This window comes from Peptoniphilus stercorisuis (assembly GCF_017874395.1).
In the GTDB taxonomy this organism is placed as follows: domain Bacteria; phylum Bacillota; class Clostridia; order Tissierellales; family Peptoniphilaceae; genus Anaerosphaera; species Anaerosphaera stercorisuis.
In genome coordinates this window covers 1-18,284 of record NZ_JAGGLJ010000013.1, presented here as the reverse complement: position 1 = coordinate 18,284, position 18,284 = coordinate 1, and the positions used below count along the sequence as shown (strand labels likewise).

The window sequence follows — 18,284 nt, the reverse complement described above, 5'->3', positions numbered from 1 at the left end:
ATTAACTATTTAACTTTTCTTGAAGTAATTTATTTACAACTTGAGGATTTGCTTTTCCTCTTGATGCTTTCATAACTTGTCCTACTAAAAATCCTAATGCTCTATCTTTTCCAGCTTTAAAATCTTCTATAGATTGAGGATTATCTCCTAATACTTTATCTACAATTTCTTCTATTGCAGATGTATCTGATATTTGAACAAGTCCCTTTTCTTCAATTATATCAAGTGGTTTTTTTCCAGTTTCAAACATTTCTCTTAATACCTTTTTACCAGCATTATTATTTATTGAACCTTTTTTAATTGTCTTTAAAAGTTCTGCTAAATCACTTGCTTCAAAAGGAAGTTCAAAAGATTCTTCAATATTTTCAACTCTTCTTAATACTTCTGTCATTACCCAGTTTGAAATCATTGCAAAGTCATCAAAATGATCTGCAACTTCTTCATAAAAATGTGATAATTCCTTAGTTGATGTCAATACTTCTGCATCATATTCTGGAATATTATATTCTTTTACAAATCTATTTTTCTTAGCTTCTGGTAATTCTGGAAGTTCATTTTCTATATTTCCAATATATTCATCAGTTAAAACTACTGGAGGTAAATCTCCTTCTGGGGCAAATCTATAATCAGCAACTGTATATTTTACTCTCATAAGTACAGTTTCATTTTTAGCATCATCCCATCTTCTAGTAGTTCTAATTTCTTCTTCATTATTTTTTAAAAGTTCAATATGTCTTTTAACTTCAAAATCAATTGCCTTTTCTACTCCTCTAAAGGAGTTTAGGTTTTTAACTTCAGTTACAGCAGTTCTTTTTCCTGTTTCTTCATCTTCTATATTTACATTGACATCACATCTTAGTGATCCTTCTTCCATTTTACAGTCAGATACGCCAATAAATCTTAGTGTAGATTTTAACTTTTCAAGGAATAATCTAGCTTCATTTCCTGAACTTAAATCTGGTTTTGATACAATTTCAATTAATGGAACTCCACATCTATTGTAGTCCATTAATGTATCTTGTTCTTCTGAGTGAAGAGATTTTCCTGTATCTTCTTCCATTTGAATTTGAAATATTCCAATTTTCTTAGGACCATTATCTCCTTCTATTTCAAGATAACCTTCTTGACAAATTGGCATATCATCTTGTGTTACTTGAAATCCCTTTGTTAAATCTGGATAAAAATAATTCTTTCTATCAAATTTAGATTTCTTTTGAATTTCACAGTTAAGAGCCATTCCTGCCATTGCTGCATATTTAACTATATTTTCATTTAATACAGGAAGTCCTCCTGGTAGTCCTAGACAAACTGGACATACTCTTGTATTTGGCTCTCCACCAAATTCATTTGAGCATGAACAAAATGCCTTAGTTTTAGTTGATAATTCTACGTGAATTTCTAGTCCTACTATTGTTCTATAGCCCATTATTTCACGCTCCTTTCAAATCCTAGTGCTGCTTTAATTATTTCTTGGTCTTTAAATCTTCTTCCTGTTAACTCTATTCCAACAGAAAGTCCATCTAATTTTGGCATTGGAATACTTATTGCTGGAGATCCAGTCATATTAGCAGGAATTGTAAATAAGTCTGCTTGATACATTTCAACTGGGCTCATTTCTTCATCTATTTTAAATGGAAGAACTGGAACAGTTGGGCAAAGCACCATATTGAAATCTTTAAAGATTTTTTCATATTCTTCTTTTATTAAAGTTCTAACTTTAAGAGCTTTATAATAATAATCTTCTGCAAGATCTAAACTTAATATATGAGTACCTATCATTATTCTTCTTTTTACCTCGTCACCAAATCCTTCTGAACGAGATTTTTTAAACATTTCTTCATAAGTATCATATTCTTTAGTTCTATGACCATATCTTAAAGAATCAAATCTAGCCATATTAGAAGCTATTTCTCCATTTGTTAAAATATGGTAAGTTTCTATTACATTTTTAATTGAGTCCATTTCAACAATTTCAATTTGAGCACCTTTTTCTTTAAATACATCAATTGCCTTATTAAAATCATCTTTAACTCTACTATTTAAATTCATATCTATATACATTTGTGGAATTGCAATTTTTAAATCTTTTAAATATTCAACTGCTTTTTCATCATTTGAAAAATCTATATTATCAGTAAGTGAAATATTTCCAGTTGATGTTGCATCTCTTTTATCTTTTCCAGATAGAGCTTTTAGTAATAAATAGGCATCTTCAACATCTTTACCAAAAGATCCAACTTGATCAAAAGTATTTGCCATAGTAGAAATTCCATATCTTGGAACACTGCCATAAGTTGGTTTTATTCCAACAAGTCCACAAAAACTTGCAGGTTGTCTTGTTGATCCACCTGTATCAGTTCCAACTGCAAGAGCACATTCTTCTGCTCCAAGAGCTGCTGCTGATCCGCCTGATGATCCTCCTGCTACTAAAGATGTATCTAGCGGATTTTTAGAAACTCCAAAATAAGAAGTCTTAGTAGTAGCACCCATTGCAAACTCATCCATATTTGTCTTTCCAATTATAACAGAGTCTTCTTTTTTAAGTCTTTCAGATACAACTGAATCATAGGGAACTACAAAGTTTTCAAGCATCTTTGAAGAACAAGTCATCTTTACATTTTTTACAGCAATATTGTCCTTTACTCCTACTGGAATTCCTGCAAGTATTCCAAGTTCTTCTCTATTTTGATATTTTTCATCAACTTTTTTTGCACTTTCAATAGCATCTTCTGCCATTACAGTGACATAGGCATTTATTTCTTTTTCTTTTTCATCAATATTTTTAAGATATTCTCTTACTACTTCTTCACAGGAGAAATCTCTATTTTCATAACCCTTTATAAGGTCTGTTGCTTTTAATTCTGTAAGTTTCAAAATATTCCTCCTATTCAACAAATCTAACTATTTTAAAGTAACCATACTTTTCATCAACAGTATTTTCTGTAGCTTCTTTTTGTGAAAGTGTCTCTATAACTTCATCTTTTCTTAAATTATTTTCTGTATCATTAACATGGAAAGTTATTTTAACCCCTTCTGTATCAATTTCTCTAATTTTATCTATTAGTTCCATTGTTTCAGAAAAGTCTTTTTCAAATCCCATTAGCTCTTCTTCTGTAAAATCAATTTTAGCTATATCTGCAATATGCTTAATTTCACTAATCTTCATTTTCCCCTCCTAAAAGTTCCTTTAATTCTTCTTCATTTACAATTTCAACTCCAAGTTCTAATGCTTTTTTGTATTTTGAACCAGGAGAATCACCTACTACTACTAGATCTGTATTTTTACTAACTGAAGAAGAAATTTTTGCTCCTCTTGATAAAAGTATTTCTTCTAATTCTTTTCTAGGTCTTTTTAAAGCACCTGTTAATACTATTTTTTTATCTGTAAAATAATTTTCTATATTTTCCTTCTTATCAAAATAAGGTTTAACTCCAAGACTTAATAATTTATCTATTGAGTTTTTAATATTTAGATCATTAAAAAACTCTACAATTTCATAAGCTGTAATTGGTCCAATATCTCCAATATTTATAAGTTCTTCTTCCTTTGCCTCTCTTAAAGCCTGAAAGCTTTCATAGTGATTAGCAAGATCTCTTGAAGTTTTTATTCCAACATTTGCAATTCCAAGAGCATATATAAAGTTTGTAAGCTCTCTATTTTTACTTTTTTCTATTGCATTTAATAAATTATTAGTTCTTTTTTCTTTAAATCCCTCAAGCTTTATTATATCATCATATTTAAGTTCATATATTTGAGCAATTTCAGACACATTTAATTCTTCTAATAGTTTTTCAATAGTCTTTTCACTAAGCCCTTCAATATCCATTGCATCTCTTGATGCAAAATGCACAAGCCTTGCTACAAGCTGAGGTGTGCAAGATAATGTGTTAGGACAAAATATATGAACTCCATCTTGAAATAACTCTGCACCACAAGCTGGGCAATGTGTAGGCTTTTCTATTTCTATAGTTTCTTCATCAGTTGGAAGAGCACCTAGTATTTCTGGAATTACATCATTTGATCTTCTAATTAAAACTCTTGAATTTAGTTTAACTTTTTTTCTTAAAATATCATCATAATTATTAAGAGTTGCCCTTTGAATTGTAACTCCACCAATATCTACAGGTTCAAGTATTGCAGTTGGAGTAACCTTTGAAGATCTTCCTACATTCCAAATTACATCTATTAATTTTGTTGATATTTCTTCTGCTTCAAATTTATATGCAATAGCCCATCTTGGAAATTTATTTGTAAATCCTAGTATCTCTCTTGTTTTTATATCATTGATTTTAATAGTAACTCCATCTATTAGAATTGGAAGATTATTTCTATTTTCACCAATTTTTTCAATTTCACTAAAAACTTCTCCTAGATTTTTACAATGTTTATTAATATTATAAACCTTAAATCCATTTTTTCTTAGAAAATTTTTCATTTCTATATCATCTTTAAAAATATTTTCTTCAATATATCCTATATTATAAAAATAAGCCGTTAGATTTCTCTCACGAGTTACCTTTGGATCTAGATTTCGAAGAGCACCTGCTGCTGCATTTCTCGCATTTTTAAGAGGTTCTTCATGAGTTTTATTATATTCTTCTAAGGATTTAAAAGGCATAAGCCCTTCTCCTTGAACTTCTATTAATCCCTTATAGTCAATCTTTAATGGAACTGAATATATTGTTTTAACCTGTTCAAGAATTTTTTCTCCTATTAGACCATTTCCCCTTGTTGATGCTGTTTTTAAAAATCCATCTTCATAAGTTAAATTAATAGTAAGCCCATCAAATTTAAGTTCTACTACATAATCAACTTCTGGAAGTTTATCTACATGAGTTTCATTATACTGCTGGATTAATCTTAAATTTCTTGTATTCCAAGATTTTATAGTTTCATAATCCTGAGCCTTATCCATAGAATACAAAGCTCCTAAATGAGTATGTTTTTCAAATTTAGATAAAACTTCTCCACCTACTCTATTTGTAGGTGAATTTTTTAAAACTATATTATTTTCTTTTTCTAGTTTTCTTAGCTCATCATAAAGTTTATCATATTCAGCATCACTTACTAAAGGCTCATCTAATGTATAATAGTGATAATTTAATTCATCAATCTTTTTTATTAAATTAATCATTTTATTTTCTACATTTGAACTGCTCATTATTTCACCACTTCTATTGGCGCAAAGGAAAGCATTAATTTTTTAAGTCCCTTTCCATCAAAGGAAACTACAATTTCAAAATCATCTCCCTTTGCATTTTTGGCAACTATCATACCCTCTCCCCATTTTTTGTGCTTTACTGTATCACCAATACTCACATCTAATGAAGGTTTTTCTTTTTTAGTTTCTTCATTTATTTTCTTAGGTTTTTGTATTGTATTTTTAGGATTATAATTTATAAAGTCTTTAACCTCTACTAAATTTTTAGATCTTTTAATTTTACTATCTTCAACCTCTTCTATTTCAATAGTATTATTCATCTCATCAATAAATCTAGATCTAAGAGTTGGGTTTGTCTTTCCATAAAGAGTCCTATTTTTTGCAGAAGATATAAAAAGTCTTTCCTCAGCTCTTGTTACAGCTACATAGCAAAGTCTTCTTTCCTCTTCAATTTCTTCATCACTATCCATTGACATTCCTGATGGAAATAGTCCCTCTTCCATTCCAACTAAGAAAACTGTTTTAAATTCAAGTCCCTTAGCAGCATGAATTGTCATAAGTTTAACTCCATTTTCAGCATCAGATGTTTTATCTACATCAGATAAAAGTGATACTCCTGATAAGAAATCCTCTAAAGTTCCATCTTCATTGTCCTTTTCAAAGGAAATTGCAGTTGAACCAAACTCTTTTATATTTTCTATTCTAGTTTTTGCTTCAATAGTATTTTCTTTTTCAAGTTCATCTATATATTTTGATTCATATAAAACTCTACTTATAAGTTCAGAAATACTAAGTTCTTCTTTTTTATTTATTAATAAATTTATTAAATTTGAAAATTCTTTTATATTTTTTCTTGCTCTTAAATTTAACTCTTCATTGTCCTCTAATGTATTTATTACATTATATAAACTCATATTATTTCTAGTTGCATATTCACTAAGTTTATCTACTGAAGATGTTCCTATACCTCTTTTTGGCACATTAATAATTCTAGTAATAGCAACATCATCATTTGGATTTTGAATAGCTCTTAAATAGGCAATTACATCTTTTACTTCTTTTCTGTCATAGAAACGAAGTCCTCCAACTATTTTATAGGGAATTTTCTCACGAACTAATCTCTCTTCAAATCCTCTTGATTGAGCATTAGTTCTATATAAAATAGCCATATCTTTATAATTATATCCTCTATAATTTAAATGTAGAATTTTTTCAACTACACCTTTTTCCTCTTCAAAAGAATGATTAAATTCCTTATACTCTACATTATGTCCTTCACTTTTATTAGTCCAAAGTTTTTTATCTTTTCTATTTGGATTATTTTTTATTACTTCATTTGCAACATTTAATATATTTGATGTAGATCTATAATTTTGTTCAAGTAAAATTACTTTTGCATCTTTAAAATCTTTTTCAAAATTTAAAATATTTGAAATATCAGCACCTCTCCATTTATAAATAGATTGGTCATTATCTCCTACAACTGTAAGGTTTGGATCTTTTCTACAAAAAAGTCTAATTAATTTATATTGTGAAGTATTAGTATCTTGATATTCATCAACAAATATATATTCAAATTTTTCTTGATAATAATTTCTAACTTCCTCATCTTTTTCTAGTAGCTCAACTGTTTTTAATATTAAATCATCAAAATCTAAGGCATTATTTTCCTTTAATTTTCTCTCATAAATTCTATATAATTCACCAGTATTTCTATCATATAAATTAGAGTAATTTTGATTTATATATTCATCAGGTGTTACACCTTCATTTTTTTGTTTAGATATAACCTCTATAATTCCCCTTGGTTTATAAACATCTTTATTTACATCAAGTTCTTTTATAGCTTCTTTAACTACTGTTATTTGATCATCTCTATCATATATGGAAAAGTTTGAAGTATAATCAATTTTTTCAATATTTCTTCTAAGTACACGTACACATATAGAATGAAAAGTTCCAATCCACATTGCATCTACATCTACATTTATAAGAGAAGCTACTCTTTCTTTCATTTCATTTGCGGCTTTATTTGTAAATGTAATTGCTAAAATTTTAGATGGATAGACTTTCTTTTCATCTATTAAATAGGCTATTTTGCTTGTTACTACTTTAGTCTTACCTGATCCTGCACCTGCAAGAATTAAAAGAGGCCCCTCTGTTTGAAGAAGTGCTTCATTTTGTCTATCATTTAAATTATTATAATTCATCGTCTACCCCATTTCATCTAATTATTATATATTAACTAGAGATTTTTTCCAATATTATAGAGCAATTAAATCCCCTATTATTACACTTGACATAACCATTCCACATACTGGAGGAACGAAGGACATAGAACCAGGTGTAGATTCATTTTCAAGTTTAAATAATGGTTTTCTTGCCTCTTCCTTTGAATATACTACTTTAATATCTTTAATATTTCTCTTTTTAAACTCTCTTCTTAAAACCCTTGCCAAATGACATACTGAAGTTTTACTAATATCTGCAACTTCAATTTTTGTAGGATCTAACTTATTTCCCATTCCCATAGACATTATTAATTTTACATTTTTTTCCTTTGCTTTTTCAGCAAGTAAAATTTTAGCACTTACAGTATCTATTGCATCTGCAATATAATCATATTCTTCAAAATTAAATTCATCTATTGTATCACTAGATAAATTCACATTATATTTTTTAATATTTATTTCACTATTAATTGATTTTAATCTCTCTTCCATTGCATCAGTTTTTTTCATACCTATAGTTTTTTCTGTTGCAATAGCTTGTCTATTTATATTTGTCTCATCTACTATATCTCTATCAACTATTGAAATATTTGAAACTCCAGCTCTTACAAGAGATTCACATAAACTTCCACCAACTCCACCAAGTCCAAAAACTAAAATATTTGAATTTTTTAGCTTTTCTAAATTTTCACTACCTATAATCATTTCTGTTCTATTAAATCTATCCATAAGCACCTCAACAAAAAGGTGAAGGTTTCCCTTCACCAATATTTTTATTTTATTCCTAAATCTTTAATTTCTCCATTTATTTCAAATCCAGAAATATCTACAATTTCATTTTCTAGATAATCTTTGTCACTATATACTACTATTTCACTTCCTGCTACAAACTCCTCAGAATTTGAAACAATAACTATAACTGAAATTTCATAATCATCTCTATTTGTCTCTTTAGAATTTATTACTCTTGCTTTTATATTTATTGGTATTTCATTATTTGAATTATTGTTATTTTCTTCTTTATTATTTTCTTTCATACTTAATATATTAATACTATTTATATTATTATTTGAAACTTTAACTAAAACTTCTGATCCTATTAAAGATTCTAAATCGCCCCTATATAAATTAGTTTCATCATTTATTTTTATATTATCTTTATTAAAACCATAGGAAATACCATCTATTTTTATACTATTACTATAAATTTTTTCAACAATTCCCTTTATTTCTTTTACATCTTCAATTAAACCAACAGTTAAATCTTCTGTCTTATAATCTTCTGTTTTTTCCTCAGGTTTTTGATTATCATTTAAATAATTAATCGCCTTATCTGCAACAACTGCAACTTCTGCACGTCTTATATATTTTTTGCCATTAAAATATCCATCTGATCCTGTAGCAGCATATATATTTGCATCTACAAGCTCTGCTAAATATCCCTTAGTTGATTCAGGAATTGATTTTAAATCCTTGTGTTTTAATTTTGATTTATCTCCATTTCCAGAAAAACCAAAAGCACGTCCAAAATAGACAGTTACAGAGTTTCTATCAGGAAATACAACTTTTCCCTCTTGAATAAATCCTCTATTTACAGCAGATTTTAAAGTTTTTTCTGTAATAATATTTGTATATAATGCATAGTTTATTGCATCTTCTGCCCAAGAAGGCACTTTATTACTCTTTGTAATTTTAGAAAATTCATCTCTTGCAAGTTTTAACTCTTCACTACTTGGATTTTTAATATTTTTTATTACTTGCATAATTTCTAAAAAACTTACAGGTCTTTGTGGTTTAAATGTTCCATCTGGATATCCCCCAAAAACACCTTTATTTGAAAGTTGATCTACTGCGCTATAAGCCCATTGATAGTCACCTTTTTTACTTAAATCACTAAAACTTTTAGCATAAACTGAATTGCTAATTAAAAATGTACTTAATAGTACAATTGAAGTAATCTTATTTATATTTTTTTTCATTAAATCCTCCCATTTGTCTTATAATTATAACATAATTTCAATCTCTTATACTTAGATATTACCCAAATCTTACAATAAAAAAAGCACTGTTTCCAGTGCCCTTTTATTTTAGTTTAACTCCACTTTATTTTATAGTCATTACTGCTTTTTTTACTTGCAGAATAATTAAAATCATTGTATCTATCTAATTCTTCATCTTCATATTCAATATGCTCAATATATATTTCTTCTAAATCACCTTTATACATTTGACCAGTGATTCTAATAACTTCCCATTTATCAAAGTCATTTTCAGTTTTAAATGTGAATTTATCTCCTCTTGATACATTTCCATATCCTTTATCAAGAATTTTAATAGTATATTCTTTTTGATATCCTTTATCATCTGTTTTTGTTCTCACTATTTGAGCTACTGCATCAATAGCACTGTTTTTGTCAATTTTTGTAAGAGTTTCAATGTCATCTCCATCTAAAACAAGTTTAACAGTTTCACCTTTTAAATCTTCAATTCTTCTTTGAGGATTTTTAGCAGAAGATGTATCATCTTTAAATTTAGTGTCCTTAGTTATATAATATTTTTCTTCTCTATTTTTATTAGTTTCAATTTTTATATAACCAATTCTTCCTCTTTCTGATTCATCATATTCTTTTGCCTCTGTAATTTTTCCAAGTACATAATCAGATGTATTTTCTTTTCCAATTTTAGTTACTATTTTATAATTTAATTGAAGAGTTACTTCTCTTCCTTCTTTTAAATCTTTAAATAAGCTATCAGATTTAGATGAGTAGAATGGATTGTCACTATCTTTATCTTTGTTTTTCTTTCCATAGAAAGTGTATTTCTTATCATCATCAAGTTTTAATGTTATAGTTTCTCTTTTTGATGAAGTTCCCTCAGTTATATCTGTAATTTTTCCAGTTACAGATCCTTTTTCAGGATATACATAAGCTTCTTTTACATCGCCATCTGCATTTGTTGCAAATTCAATAATATCATCAACTTTTAAATCTTTTTCGTTGATTTTTTTGCCATATTTATAAATTTTTGCATCTTTTTCTAATTTAAATTTAGCATTGTCAGTTGTTTTAATTTTATCTTCAGTTGTTTCAAGTTTATCTTTATCATATTCTTTATATTTTACTGTAAAGCTATCTGAAGTTGAATCAGTTACATATCCAATTAGATTTTTCTCTGAATTTATAATTTCAATTTTCTTAGCAAGTCCAGTTACTGTATCATCACCATTTTTAACATAAGTTATTTTAACTTCTTGTTCTGGTTTAATATCTTTAAATGAAACAGTTTTGTCTTTCATTTTATATATAGTACTTGAATCAACTCTAAATTGAGATCTCTTATTGTCTTTTTCTGTAATAATAGTATCTAAATTATTTAATGTAGTAGCTAATATTACTTTTCCATCTATTGTCTTTTCTTCAAGATCAATTCCTACATTTTTAGCATGGTCATAGGATAATTTAGTAATTTTTGCCATTTCAGATCTTCTTATATGTCTATCTCCTTTGAAATATCCATTAGATCCTGTAGCATCAAAAATACCTGCTTTTACAAGAGATGCTAAATATCCCTTAGTTACATTTGGAATAGAATTTTTATCATTGTGTTTTAAAAGAGATTCATCTCCTGATTCAGATAAATTTAATCCCTTTGCAAAATATACAGATACAGTATTTCTATCTGGATAAGTTGTTCTCTTTGGTCCAAGTAAATCTTTATCTTTAGCTTGTTTTAAATCATAATCTGTAATGATTCCTCTTGATAATGCTACTGATATTGGTTCTTTAGCCCATGATGAAACTCCCATATCATCGCAAAGACTTCCATATTTACTTACAGCATCTTTTATCTCAGAGCTAGATGGATTTATAATTCCCTTTAATAATTGAAAAGTTTCTTCTAAACTAACAGGTCTATCTGGTTCAAAATTTCCATTTGGATATCCGTCTATTATACCTTTATCACTTAACTCATCTATATATTCATATGCCCAAGCAAATCCCCCATTTTGTTTCACATCTTTAAACTCTTTAGCTGAAACAACACTTGGTACTAGAGCAGCTGCACAAAGTCCAATAGACAGCGCTTTATTAATTTTCTTTGAATTCATTCTTTATACCTCCATTCAAAATAAATTCTAACTTACCCATATTATAACATAAGAAAATATCAATCCATATTACAACTTTATTGCAATTACTTCATTTTAGAAACATTATGTTAACATTTTCTTATAATTTGTAACTGAATATGTTATTATATTTTAGTTTTAGGTATTTATATAGTAAGGAGGAATATTATGCGTTACTTACCAATGAGCTTTGATACACAAAATAAAACAGTTCTTGTAATAGGCGGTGGATTAATGGCCTATGACAGAATAAAAAGACTTCTTGATTCAGAATTTAAAATATATGTAATTTCTGAGGATTTTATAGAAGAAATTTTTAAACTTTCTGATGAGCATTCTGAAAGAGTATTACTTAAAAAAGGAACAATAGATAAAAATTTTGTTTTCTTTGGATATGATTACTTAATAATAGCAACTCATAGTTTTGATTTAAATTATGCCCTTGAAAAAAGAGCTGAAAAATCCAAAATCCCCTATGAAAGATGCGATATTATTTCAAATTCAACACTTCTAATGAATAAGACCCTTTCTAAGGAAGGTTTAACTGTTGGAATAACTACAAATGGCATCAATCCAACTATAACTGAAATTGTATATGAAGATATTTTAAAACTTTTAGATGGATATAATGGCGAAAAAATACTAATATTAAATAAAATAAGAAAAGAACTTGTTAAAAGAAATGCTCTTAATATTGATAAAACTATAAGAGAACTTTATAATAGCGAAAAAATAACTTTAAATAATTATCTTGAAGATTTAAAAAATGATTTAAAAGATCGTGAAAAAGAAGCAGAAGAAATTATTGAAGACTTTAATAAAACTGAAGAAGACAAAAAAGAAAAAGAGGATTAATCCTCTTTTTTTCTTTTAGCTAATTTCATTTAAAACTTTTTTAAAATATCTATAAAAAAGTGTAGCCGTTACAATTGCTGATAATATGTCTGCTATTGGCTCTGCAACAAAAACTGCAAAAACTTTATTTTCAAAAAATCTTGGTAATATATAAATTAATGGAATTAAAAGGACTATTTTTCTAAGAAGTGCTAAAAATAGCGAAGTCTTAGCATTTCCTAAAGCTAATAATGTATGTTGGCAAGAAGTTTGAACTCCAACTGCTATAGCCCCAGCTAAATAAACTCTAAGTCCTTTTACTGTTATTTCTATTAATTCCTTATCCTTTGTAAAAAGTGATGCAAAAAATCTTGGGCATATCATAATAAATAAAAAGAATAAAACACTATATGTCATAGCGGCCTTTACTAAGTATTTAAAGGTTTCTTTCATTCTCTCTTTATTTTTTGCTCCATAATTATAACTCATAATAGGCTGAGCACCTTGAGTTATACCTGATAAAGGTAAAAATATAAAATTCATTGCAGTAGTTGCTATTGTCATTGCTCCAACGGCTAAATCTCCACCATATACTTGAAGTTGTGCATTAAAGGCAATCATTAAAAAACTTTCTGTTATTTGCATTACAAAAGGTGATAATCCAAGAAATAATACAGGAATCATAATAGATTTTTTTAATTTAAAATTCTTTTTTTTAATTCTCAAATTAGATCTCTTACATAAAAAATACATTACAAATATTGCAGATACTCCTTGAGATATTGTAGTTGCAAGAGCAGCTCCTTTAACTCCCATATTAAGTCCATAAATAAAAATCGGATCTAGTACAATATTTAATATAGCACCTATTGAAATAGTCATCATACTAATATTTGCAAAACCTTGAGCTGTAATAAAGGGATTAAGTCCTATAGTTATAGATACAAATATTATTCCTACAGTATATATATTCATATATTCAAGTGCATAGGGAAGAGTTTTTTCACTAGCACCAAATAAAATAAGTAATCTTTCATTAAATATAAAAAATAAAATCGTAAGTATTGCAGAAATTAATACAAGAGTAATAAAACAATTACCTAAAATATCTTCTGCTTCATCTTTTTTATCCTCACCCATTTTAATAGAGGCTCTTGGAGCTCCTCCTATTCCAACTAAAACTGCAAAGGCTGATATAACTATTAAAAGTGGTGCACAAACTCCAACACCAGTAAGTGCAGTTGAGCCAATATCACTTATTCTTCCTATGTATATTCTATCTACTATATTATATATAAGACTTACAAGTTGTCCTATTATAGCTGGAATTGCAAGTGAAATAAGAAGGCTTTTTACATTCTCAGTTCCAAGTTTATTTTTTTCCATCTTTCCTCCTAATTAACAATATTTTTATATTTATTAAACTATCTTAAATATTATATTAGTTTAATATAAAAGTCACTATATTAAATAAAAAAGACGTTAAGTATTTAAACAAAACGTCTATTGTCTTTTATTTAATTATTAATAATTTGAAGTTCTTTAGGATAAGAATTTAAAATCTCACATCCATCTTCTGTTACAAGTACAAGATCTTCTATTCTAACTCCTACTCCACCTGGAATATATATACCTGGTTCAATAGAAAAAATATTTCCAACTTCACAAATATTGTGATTTGCTGAAGATACATCTCCCTTATCATGAGTTTCAAGACCTATAAAATGTCCTGTTCTATGAGTAAAGTATTCTCCATAACCTGCTTCTTCAATTACATCTCTTGCCGCTTTATCTATATTTGATAATAATTCTCCTGGTTTAATTTTCTCTATTGCTTTTAAATTTGCAAGAAGAACTGTATCATATACTTTTTTATCTTCATCACTTACTTCCTTATAAAAGAAAGTTCTAGTCATATCAGAACAATAATCTAAATATCTACATCCCATATCTACAACTATTGAATCTCCAATCTCTTTTTTAGAATCATCATTTTCATGATGTGGATTTGATGCATTTTTCCCATAAGCTATTATAGGATCAAAGGAAAAACCACTAGCTCCAAGCTCTTCATATGTATCTGCAAGAAATCTACCCATCTCTTTTTCAGATAAATCTAAACTTAATTTATCTTTCATCTTTTCCATAGCTTTATCATTTAAACTAGAGGATTTTTTCATATTTACTATTTCATCTTCATCTTTTATAGCTCTTAAATTATCTATTATATAAGAACCAACTATAAAATCTGCATCATCTACTACATTCATAATAGGAATTAAAAACTTAGCAGATAAATCTTTATCTACACCTACAAATCTAGGTATTACATAATCAGACAAAATTTTAATTTGTTCATCTGTATCATCAAGCCATACTATTTCAACACCTAAATCTTCTTCTATAGGAAATAGTTTATTTACAAAAAACTTAACATCGCCATTGGAGACAATGCTAAGAATATGCATTCTCTCTCCAGGGTAAATCCATTTATTTGTTAAATAAAATATCGAAGAAGGATCACAAAGTAAAAGTTGATCTAAATTGTCTTCTTTCATCTTTTCTAAAACTTTTTCTAATCTTTTTTCATTCATAATATTATTCACCCTTTCTAAATTATAATTGCATTATACCATATAAAAGCTCTTATTTTACTTATTTAGAGATTAAATATATTAATTACATAACTTAAATTATATTGACTTTTTTTAAAAAGAATATATAATTTAAATAATTAGACTACAAATGTAGTCATTTTCTTTAGGAGGTATATTATGGAAGAAAAAAAGTTAAATATTTCTAATGCTGAACTAGATATTATGAAAGTTATCTGGTCCTACAAAAACACAACTAGTAGAGATGTTATAAATATTCTTTCAGAAACTAATAGTTGGAAACCTACTACTATTAAAACAATGCTTGCAAGACTTGTAGATAAAAATGTACTTATTGTAAAAAAAGAAGGAAATAAAAATATTTATATTCCACTTATGACTGAAAAAGAAGCTCAAGAGGCTATTTTTAATGATGCAGCTTATAAAATATGTAGTAAGGGTATTGGAAAAATGATTAAATATTTAATAGAATCTAATGAGCTTAGTTCTAAAGACATAGAGGATTTAAAAACAACTCTTTCTGAAAAAGAAGCTAATAACAATATTAAATGTAATTGTATTGAAAAATTTGGAAGATGTACTTGTAATCACAAATAACACTTTAATTATTAATACTTCCCTTGAATAGATGTTCTTTTTACTTTATAATTAATACTTTAAAATATCAACAAGGGAGATTTTATGACAGGCAAAACACATTTAGCACTAGGAGCAACTGCTTCACTTACTTTAACGACAAATTTACCAATTAAATCTAAAGCTTTAATACTTGCTTTTTCTTTAATTAGTTCACTTATTCCAGATTTAGATCATCCAAAAGCTAAATTAAATCAAAAAATTTTATTATTTCAAAATGGATTTTCTAAATTTATTCTATACTTTACCTTAGGTTGTATTTCTATATATTTTCACTTTATTAGTGATAATGAAATATTTCTACCTCTTGGAATAGTATTAATACTACTTGGATATTCAAGTCATAGAACTTTTACCCATAGTTTTTTGGGGCTTTTTCTAGCAAGTATAGTCGTAAAAATAATAAGCGAAAAATATTTATTAAATGAAATTTACTATGGATTTTTAATTGGATATATAACTCACTTAATTGCAGATTTTTTCAATCCAAGAGGATTACAGATTTTTTATCCTTTAAAGAAAAGATTTTCTGCACCTATTACAATTAAAACTGGTGGAAAGTTAGAAAATAAAATATTTATAATCTCAACTATATATTCATTATTTCTATTATTTGTAAATTTTGAAATCTTTAAAATTTAAATAAAAAAGGCTGTAGATTTTTCTACAGTCTTTTATTTATATTAATTTAATTCTTTTATTTTTTTAGTAAGCATTGGCACAACTTCAAATAAATCACCAACTAAACCATAATGTGCATGTTTAAAAATTGGTGCTTCAGGATCATTATTAATAGCTATAATAATATCTGATTTTTTTATTCCTGCAATATGTTGTATTGCACCTGATATTCCAACAGCTATATAAAGTTTTGGTGCAACTCTTACACCTGTTGATCCAATTTGATCTTCAACAGGAACCCAGCCCATATCACATACAGGTTTTGTAGCACCAACAAGCCCATGAACTGCATCTGCAAGTTCTTCTATTAAGTGCCAATTTTCTTTTTCTCCTATTCCCATTCCCCCACTTACTATAATGTCACAATTTGAAAGGGATTTTTCTTTTTGTGGATATTTTATAAATTCTTTTACAATAGTAAGTATATCTTCTTCAGGTAAAGTTATATTTTCTTTTATAATTTCTGCATCTCTACTTTCATCTTTTTTTGCACCTTTAAATACTCCCGATGCAACAGTTCCTATTTTTGGAAAACTTGAAATTCTTATATCTGAAAATAATTTACCATCAAAAGTAGGTCTTATCCATTTAATATCTTTTTTATCTTCTGTAAGTTCTATATCAGAACAATCTGCAACAAGTCCAATTTGTCTTCTTGCACAAATTCTACCACCTAAATCACGTCCATCTGTATTTGCACCTATTAATACAGCCATTGGCATATATTTATCTATAATTTCATCTAAAACTCTTGTATATGGAATTGTTGTATAATCTTCTAATAATTCATCATCTACATAAATAGACTTATCTGATCCATAAAATACTGCTTCTTTAGCAATATCTTTCATATTATTTCCAATAGCTAAAGATATTACTTTTTCGCCTAATTCATCTGCCATTTCTCTAGCTTTTGCAAGTAGTTCTCTAGATAAATTTGTAATTTCACCATTTGACTTATTTTTATCAATTACAACTAAAATATTTTTATAATCCATGTTCTCACCATCCTAAAGTTGTTTTTTCTTCCAAAATCTTCACAAGTTGATTAACTTTATCTTCTGTATCTTTTCCTTGAATCATCACTCCTGTTTTCTTTTCTTCTGGAGGAAATACTTCAACTACTACAGTAGGAGAACCACTAATTCCAATTTTTGAACTATCAGCTAAAATATCTTCTGGGCTTAATATTTCAAAAGTCATATCTTTAACTTTTTCAAAATCTTCTTCACTAGGTTTTATTACTTCATTTGCATTTCTTACAACACTTACAAGAGCTGGAATTTTTGCCTCTACTACTTGCATTCCATCTTTACTTTCTCTTGTTGCAATAATTTTTCCATCTTCAAAATCTATTTCTTTAACATAGCCTATTTGATTTATATTGAGATTTTCAGCAAGTTCTGGACCAACTTGTCCTGTATCTCCATCAATAGTCTGTGTACCTGTGAAAATTATATCAAAATCACCTAAATATTTAACTCCCATAGTTAATGTATAACTAGTTGCAAGAGTATCTGATCCTTTAAAATCTCTTGAACTTACAATAAATCCTCTATCTGCTCCCATAGCAATACATTCTCTTAAAGCTTCATCTGCACTAGGTGGTCCCATAGTTAATATTGTCACTCTGCCACCTGTTTTATCTCTTAATTTTAAAGCATAAGTTAAAGCATTTAAATCAGCTGGATTTACAATGCTTTTTACACCTTCTCTTATTAAGTTATTGTTTTCATCTATTTTCATTTTAGAAACTTGCGGAACTTGTTTTATACAAACTAGATATTCCAAAATAATACCTCCTCTAATGTCTTTATCTTAATATTTATTATACCCTTAAAAATAAATTCTATTAAATATTAGTATAGTTAATATTATTATTTAATACTAAATAGTAATATTAAATAAATATCCACCGGCCTAGCCGGTGGTTTTTAATTTACGGGCACAAGGCCCTTTTTTACTTGCTACGCCTCAAAAGGCGTAAAAAATGAGC

The 18,284-nt window shown here is 27.6% G+C and carries 15 protein-coding genes; 3 read left to right on the top strand and 12 right to left on the bottom strand.

From position 1 onward, the window contains the following. Window position 1: 1 nt before the first annotated feature. The 8 genes from gatB to J2Z71_RS06750 all read right to left on the bottom strand — a co-directional run bounded on the left by gatB (window position 2) and on the right by J2Z71_RS06750 (window position 11,501). On the bottom strand, window positions 2-1,426 hold the full coding sequence (gene gatB, locus J2Z71_RS06785) for an Asp-tRNA(Asn)/Glu-tRNA(Gln) amidotransferase subunit GatB (protein ID WP_210061363.1): 1,425 nt from the start codon (window positions 1,424-1,426) through the stop codon (window positions 2-4). Next, the gene (gene gatA, locus J2Z71_RS06780) at window positions 1,426-2,874 is read right to left on the bottom strand and encodes an Asp-tRNA(Asn)/Glu-tRNA(Gln) amidotransferase subunit GatA (protein WP_210061362.1); all 1,449 of its coding nucleotides are present in this window, start codon (window positions 2,872-2,874) and stop codon (window positions 1,426-1,428) included. The genes gatB and gatA overlap by 1 nt, the downstream gene beginning before the upstream one ends. Before the next feature lie 10 nt (window positions 2,875-2,884). Beyond that, window positions 2,885-3,166, bottom strand: a complete 282-nt coding sequence (gene gatC, locus J2Z71_RS06775; protein ID WP_210061358.1) for an Asp-tRNA(Asn)/Glu-tRNA(Gln) amidotransferase subunit GatC — start codon at window positions 3,164-3,166, stop codon at window positions 2,885-2,887. Next, complete coding sequence (ligA, locus tag J2Z71_RS06770; protein WP_210061357.1) at window positions 3,156-5,162, bottom strand: NAD-dependent DNA ligase LigA; 2,007 nt, start codon at window positions 5,160-5,162, stop codon at window positions 3,156-3,158. The genes gatC and ligA overlap by 11 nt, the downstream gene beginning before the upstream one ends. Beyond that, window positions 5,162-7,372, bottom strand: a complete 2,211-nt coding sequence (gene pcrA, locus J2Z71_RS06765; RefSeq protein ID WP_210061356.1) for a DNA helicase PcrA — start codon at window positions 7,370-7,372, stop codon at window positions 5,162-5,164. The genes ligA and pcrA overlap by 1 nt, the downstream gene beginning before the upstream one ends. Window positions 7,373-7,426: 54 nt before the next feature. Beyond that, window positions 7,427-8,122 carry a tRNA threonylcarbamoyladenosine dehydratase gene (locus tag J2Z71_RS06760; RefSeq protein ID WP_210061351.1) on the bottom strand — a complete coding sequence of 232 codons (696 nt, stop codon included), beginning with the start codon at window positions 8,120-8,122 and terminating at the stop codon, window positions 7,427-7,429. Between the two features lie 44 nt (window positions 8,123-8,166). Further along, entirely contained in the window at window positions 8,167-9,372 is a 1,206-nt protein-coding gene (locus J2Z71_RS06755; protein WP_210061349.1) for an S-layer homology domain-containing protein, read from the bottom strand. A gap of 113 nt (window positions 9,373-9,485) precedes the next feature. Beyond that, on the bottom strand, window positions 9,486-11,501 hold the full coding sequence (locus J2Z71_RS06750) for an S-layer homology domain-containing protein (RefSeq protein ID WP_210061348.1): 2,016 nt from the start codon (window positions 11,499-11,501) through the stop codon (window positions 9,486-9,488). Between the two features lie 189 nt (window positions 11,502-11,690). On the opposite strand from J2Z71_RS06750, the gene J2Z71_RS06745 reads away from it, so the two are divergent. Continuing rightward, window positions 11,691-12,377, top strand: a complete 687-nt coding sequence (locus J2Z71_RS06745; RefSeq protein ID WP_210061346.1) for a precorrin-2 dehydrogenase/sirohydrochlorin ferrochelatase family protein — start codon at window positions 11,691-11,693, stop codon at window positions 12,375-12,377. 15 nt (window positions 12,378-12,392) lie between these two features. Here J2Z71_RS06745 and J2Z71_RS06740 read toward each other — a convergent pair whose 3' ends face one another. Together J2Z71_RS06740 and J2Z71_RS06735 are read right to left on the bottom strand one after the other, a co-directional pair. Continuing rightward, complete coding sequence (locus tag J2Z71_RS06740) at window positions 12,393-13,742, bottom strand: MATE family efflux transporter (RefSeq protein WP_210061345.1); 1,350 nt, start codon at window positions 13,740-13,742, stop codon at window positions 12,393-12,395. A 131-nt stretch (window positions 13,743-13,873) separates the two neighbouring features. Beyond that, window positions 13,874-14,950: a M24 family metallopeptidase gene (locus J2Z71_RS06735; RefSeq protein WP_210061343.1), complete on the bottom strand. Its 1,077-nt coding sequence runs from the start codon at window positions 14,948-14,950 to the stop codon at window positions 13,874-13,876. 180 nt (window positions 14,951-15,130) lie between these two features. On the opposite strand from J2Z71_RS06735, the gene J2Z71_RS06730 reads away from it, so the two are divergent. Continuing rightward, complete coding sequence (locus tag J2Z71_RS06730) at window positions 15,131-15,568, top strand: CopY/TcrY family copper transport repressor (protein ID WP_210061341.1); 438 nt, start codon at window positions 15,131-15,133, stop codon at window positions 15,566-15,568. An 84-nt stretch (window positions 15,569-15,652) separates the two neighbouring features. After that, window positions 15,653-16,249 (top strand): metal-dependent hydrolase, encoded by a 597-nt coding sequence (locus J2Z71_RS06725; RefSeq protein WP_210061339.1) that lies wholly within the window; start codon window positions 15,653-15,655, stop codon window positions 16,247-16,249. A gap of 41 nt (window positions 16,250-16,290) precedes the next feature. Here the strand turns inward: J2Z71_RS06725 and J2Z71_RS06720 are convergent, their stop codons facing one another. Next, window positions 16,291-17,286, bottom strand: a complete 996-nt coding sequence (locus J2Z71_RS06720) for an electron transfer flavoprotein subunit alpha/FixB family protein (protein WP_210061337.1) — start codon at window positions 17,284-17,286, stop codon at window positions 16,291-16,293. 4 nt (window positions 17,287-17,290) lie between these two features. Next, entirely contained in the window at window positions 17,291-18,079 is a 789-nt protein-coding gene (locus J2Z71_RS06715) for an electron transfer flavoprotein subunit beta/FixA family protein (RefSeq protein ID WP_210061335.1), read from the bottom strand. Window positions 18,080-18,284: the final 205 nt, after the last annotated feature.

What these genes read in the sequence shown, in the direction of transcription:
- gatB (WP_210061363.1), bottom strand. Translation starts at nt 1,426, where the DNA reads ATGGGCTATAGAACAATAGTAGGACTAGAAATTCACGTAGAATTATCA.
- gatC (WP_210061358.1), bottom strand. Translation starts at nt 3,166, where the DNA reads ATGAAGATTAGTGAAATTAAGCATATTGCAGATATAGCTAAAATTGAT.
- ligA (WP_210061357.1), bottom strand. Translation starts at nt 5,162, where the DNA reads ATGAGCAGTTCAAATGTAGAAAATAAAATGATTAATTTAATAAAAAAG.
- pcrA (WP_210061356.1), bottom strand. Translation starts at nt 7,372, where the DNA reads ATGAATTATAATAATTTAAATGATAGACAAAATGAAGCACTTCTTCAA.
- J2Z71_RS06760 (WP_210061351.1), bottom strand. Translation starts at nt 8,122, where the DNA reads ATGGATAGATTTAATAGAACAGAAATGATTATAGGTAGTGAAAATTTA.
- J2Z71_RS06755 (WP_210061349.1), bottom strand. Translation starts at nt 9,372, where the DNA reads ATGAAAAAAAATATAAATAAGATTACTTCAATTGTACTATTAAGTACA.
- J2Z71_RS06750 (WP_210061348.1), bottom strand. Translation starts at nt 11,501, where the DNA reads ATGAATTCAAAGAAAATTAATAAAGCGCTGTCTATTGGACTTTGTGCA.
- J2Z71_RS06745 (WP_210061346.1), top strand. Translation starts at nt 11,691, where the DNA reads ATGCGTTACTTACCAATGAGCTTTGATACACAAAATAAAACAGTTCTT.
- J2Z71_RS06740 (WP_210061345.1), bottom strand. Translation starts at nt 13,742, where the DNA reads ATGGAAAAAAATAAACTTGGAACTGAGAATGTAAAAAGCCTTCTTATT.
- J2Z71_RS06735 (WP_210061343.1), bottom strand. Translation starts at nt 14,950, where the DNA reads ATGAATGAAAAAAGATTAGAAAAAGTTTTAGAAAAGATGAAAGAAGAC.
- J2Z71_RS06730 (WP_210061341.1), top strand. Translation starts at nt 15,131, where the DNA reads ATGGAAGAAAAAAAGTTAAATATTTCTAATGCTGAACTAGATATTATG.
- J2Z71_RS06725 (WP_210061339.1), top strand. Translation starts at nt 15,653, where the DNA reads ATGACAGGCAAAACACATTTAGCACTAGGAGCAACTGCTTCACTTACT.
- J2Z71_RS06720 (WP_210061337.1), bottom strand. Translation starts at nt 17,286, where the DNA reads ATGGATTATAAAAATATTTTAGTTGTAATTGATAAAAATAAGTCAAAT.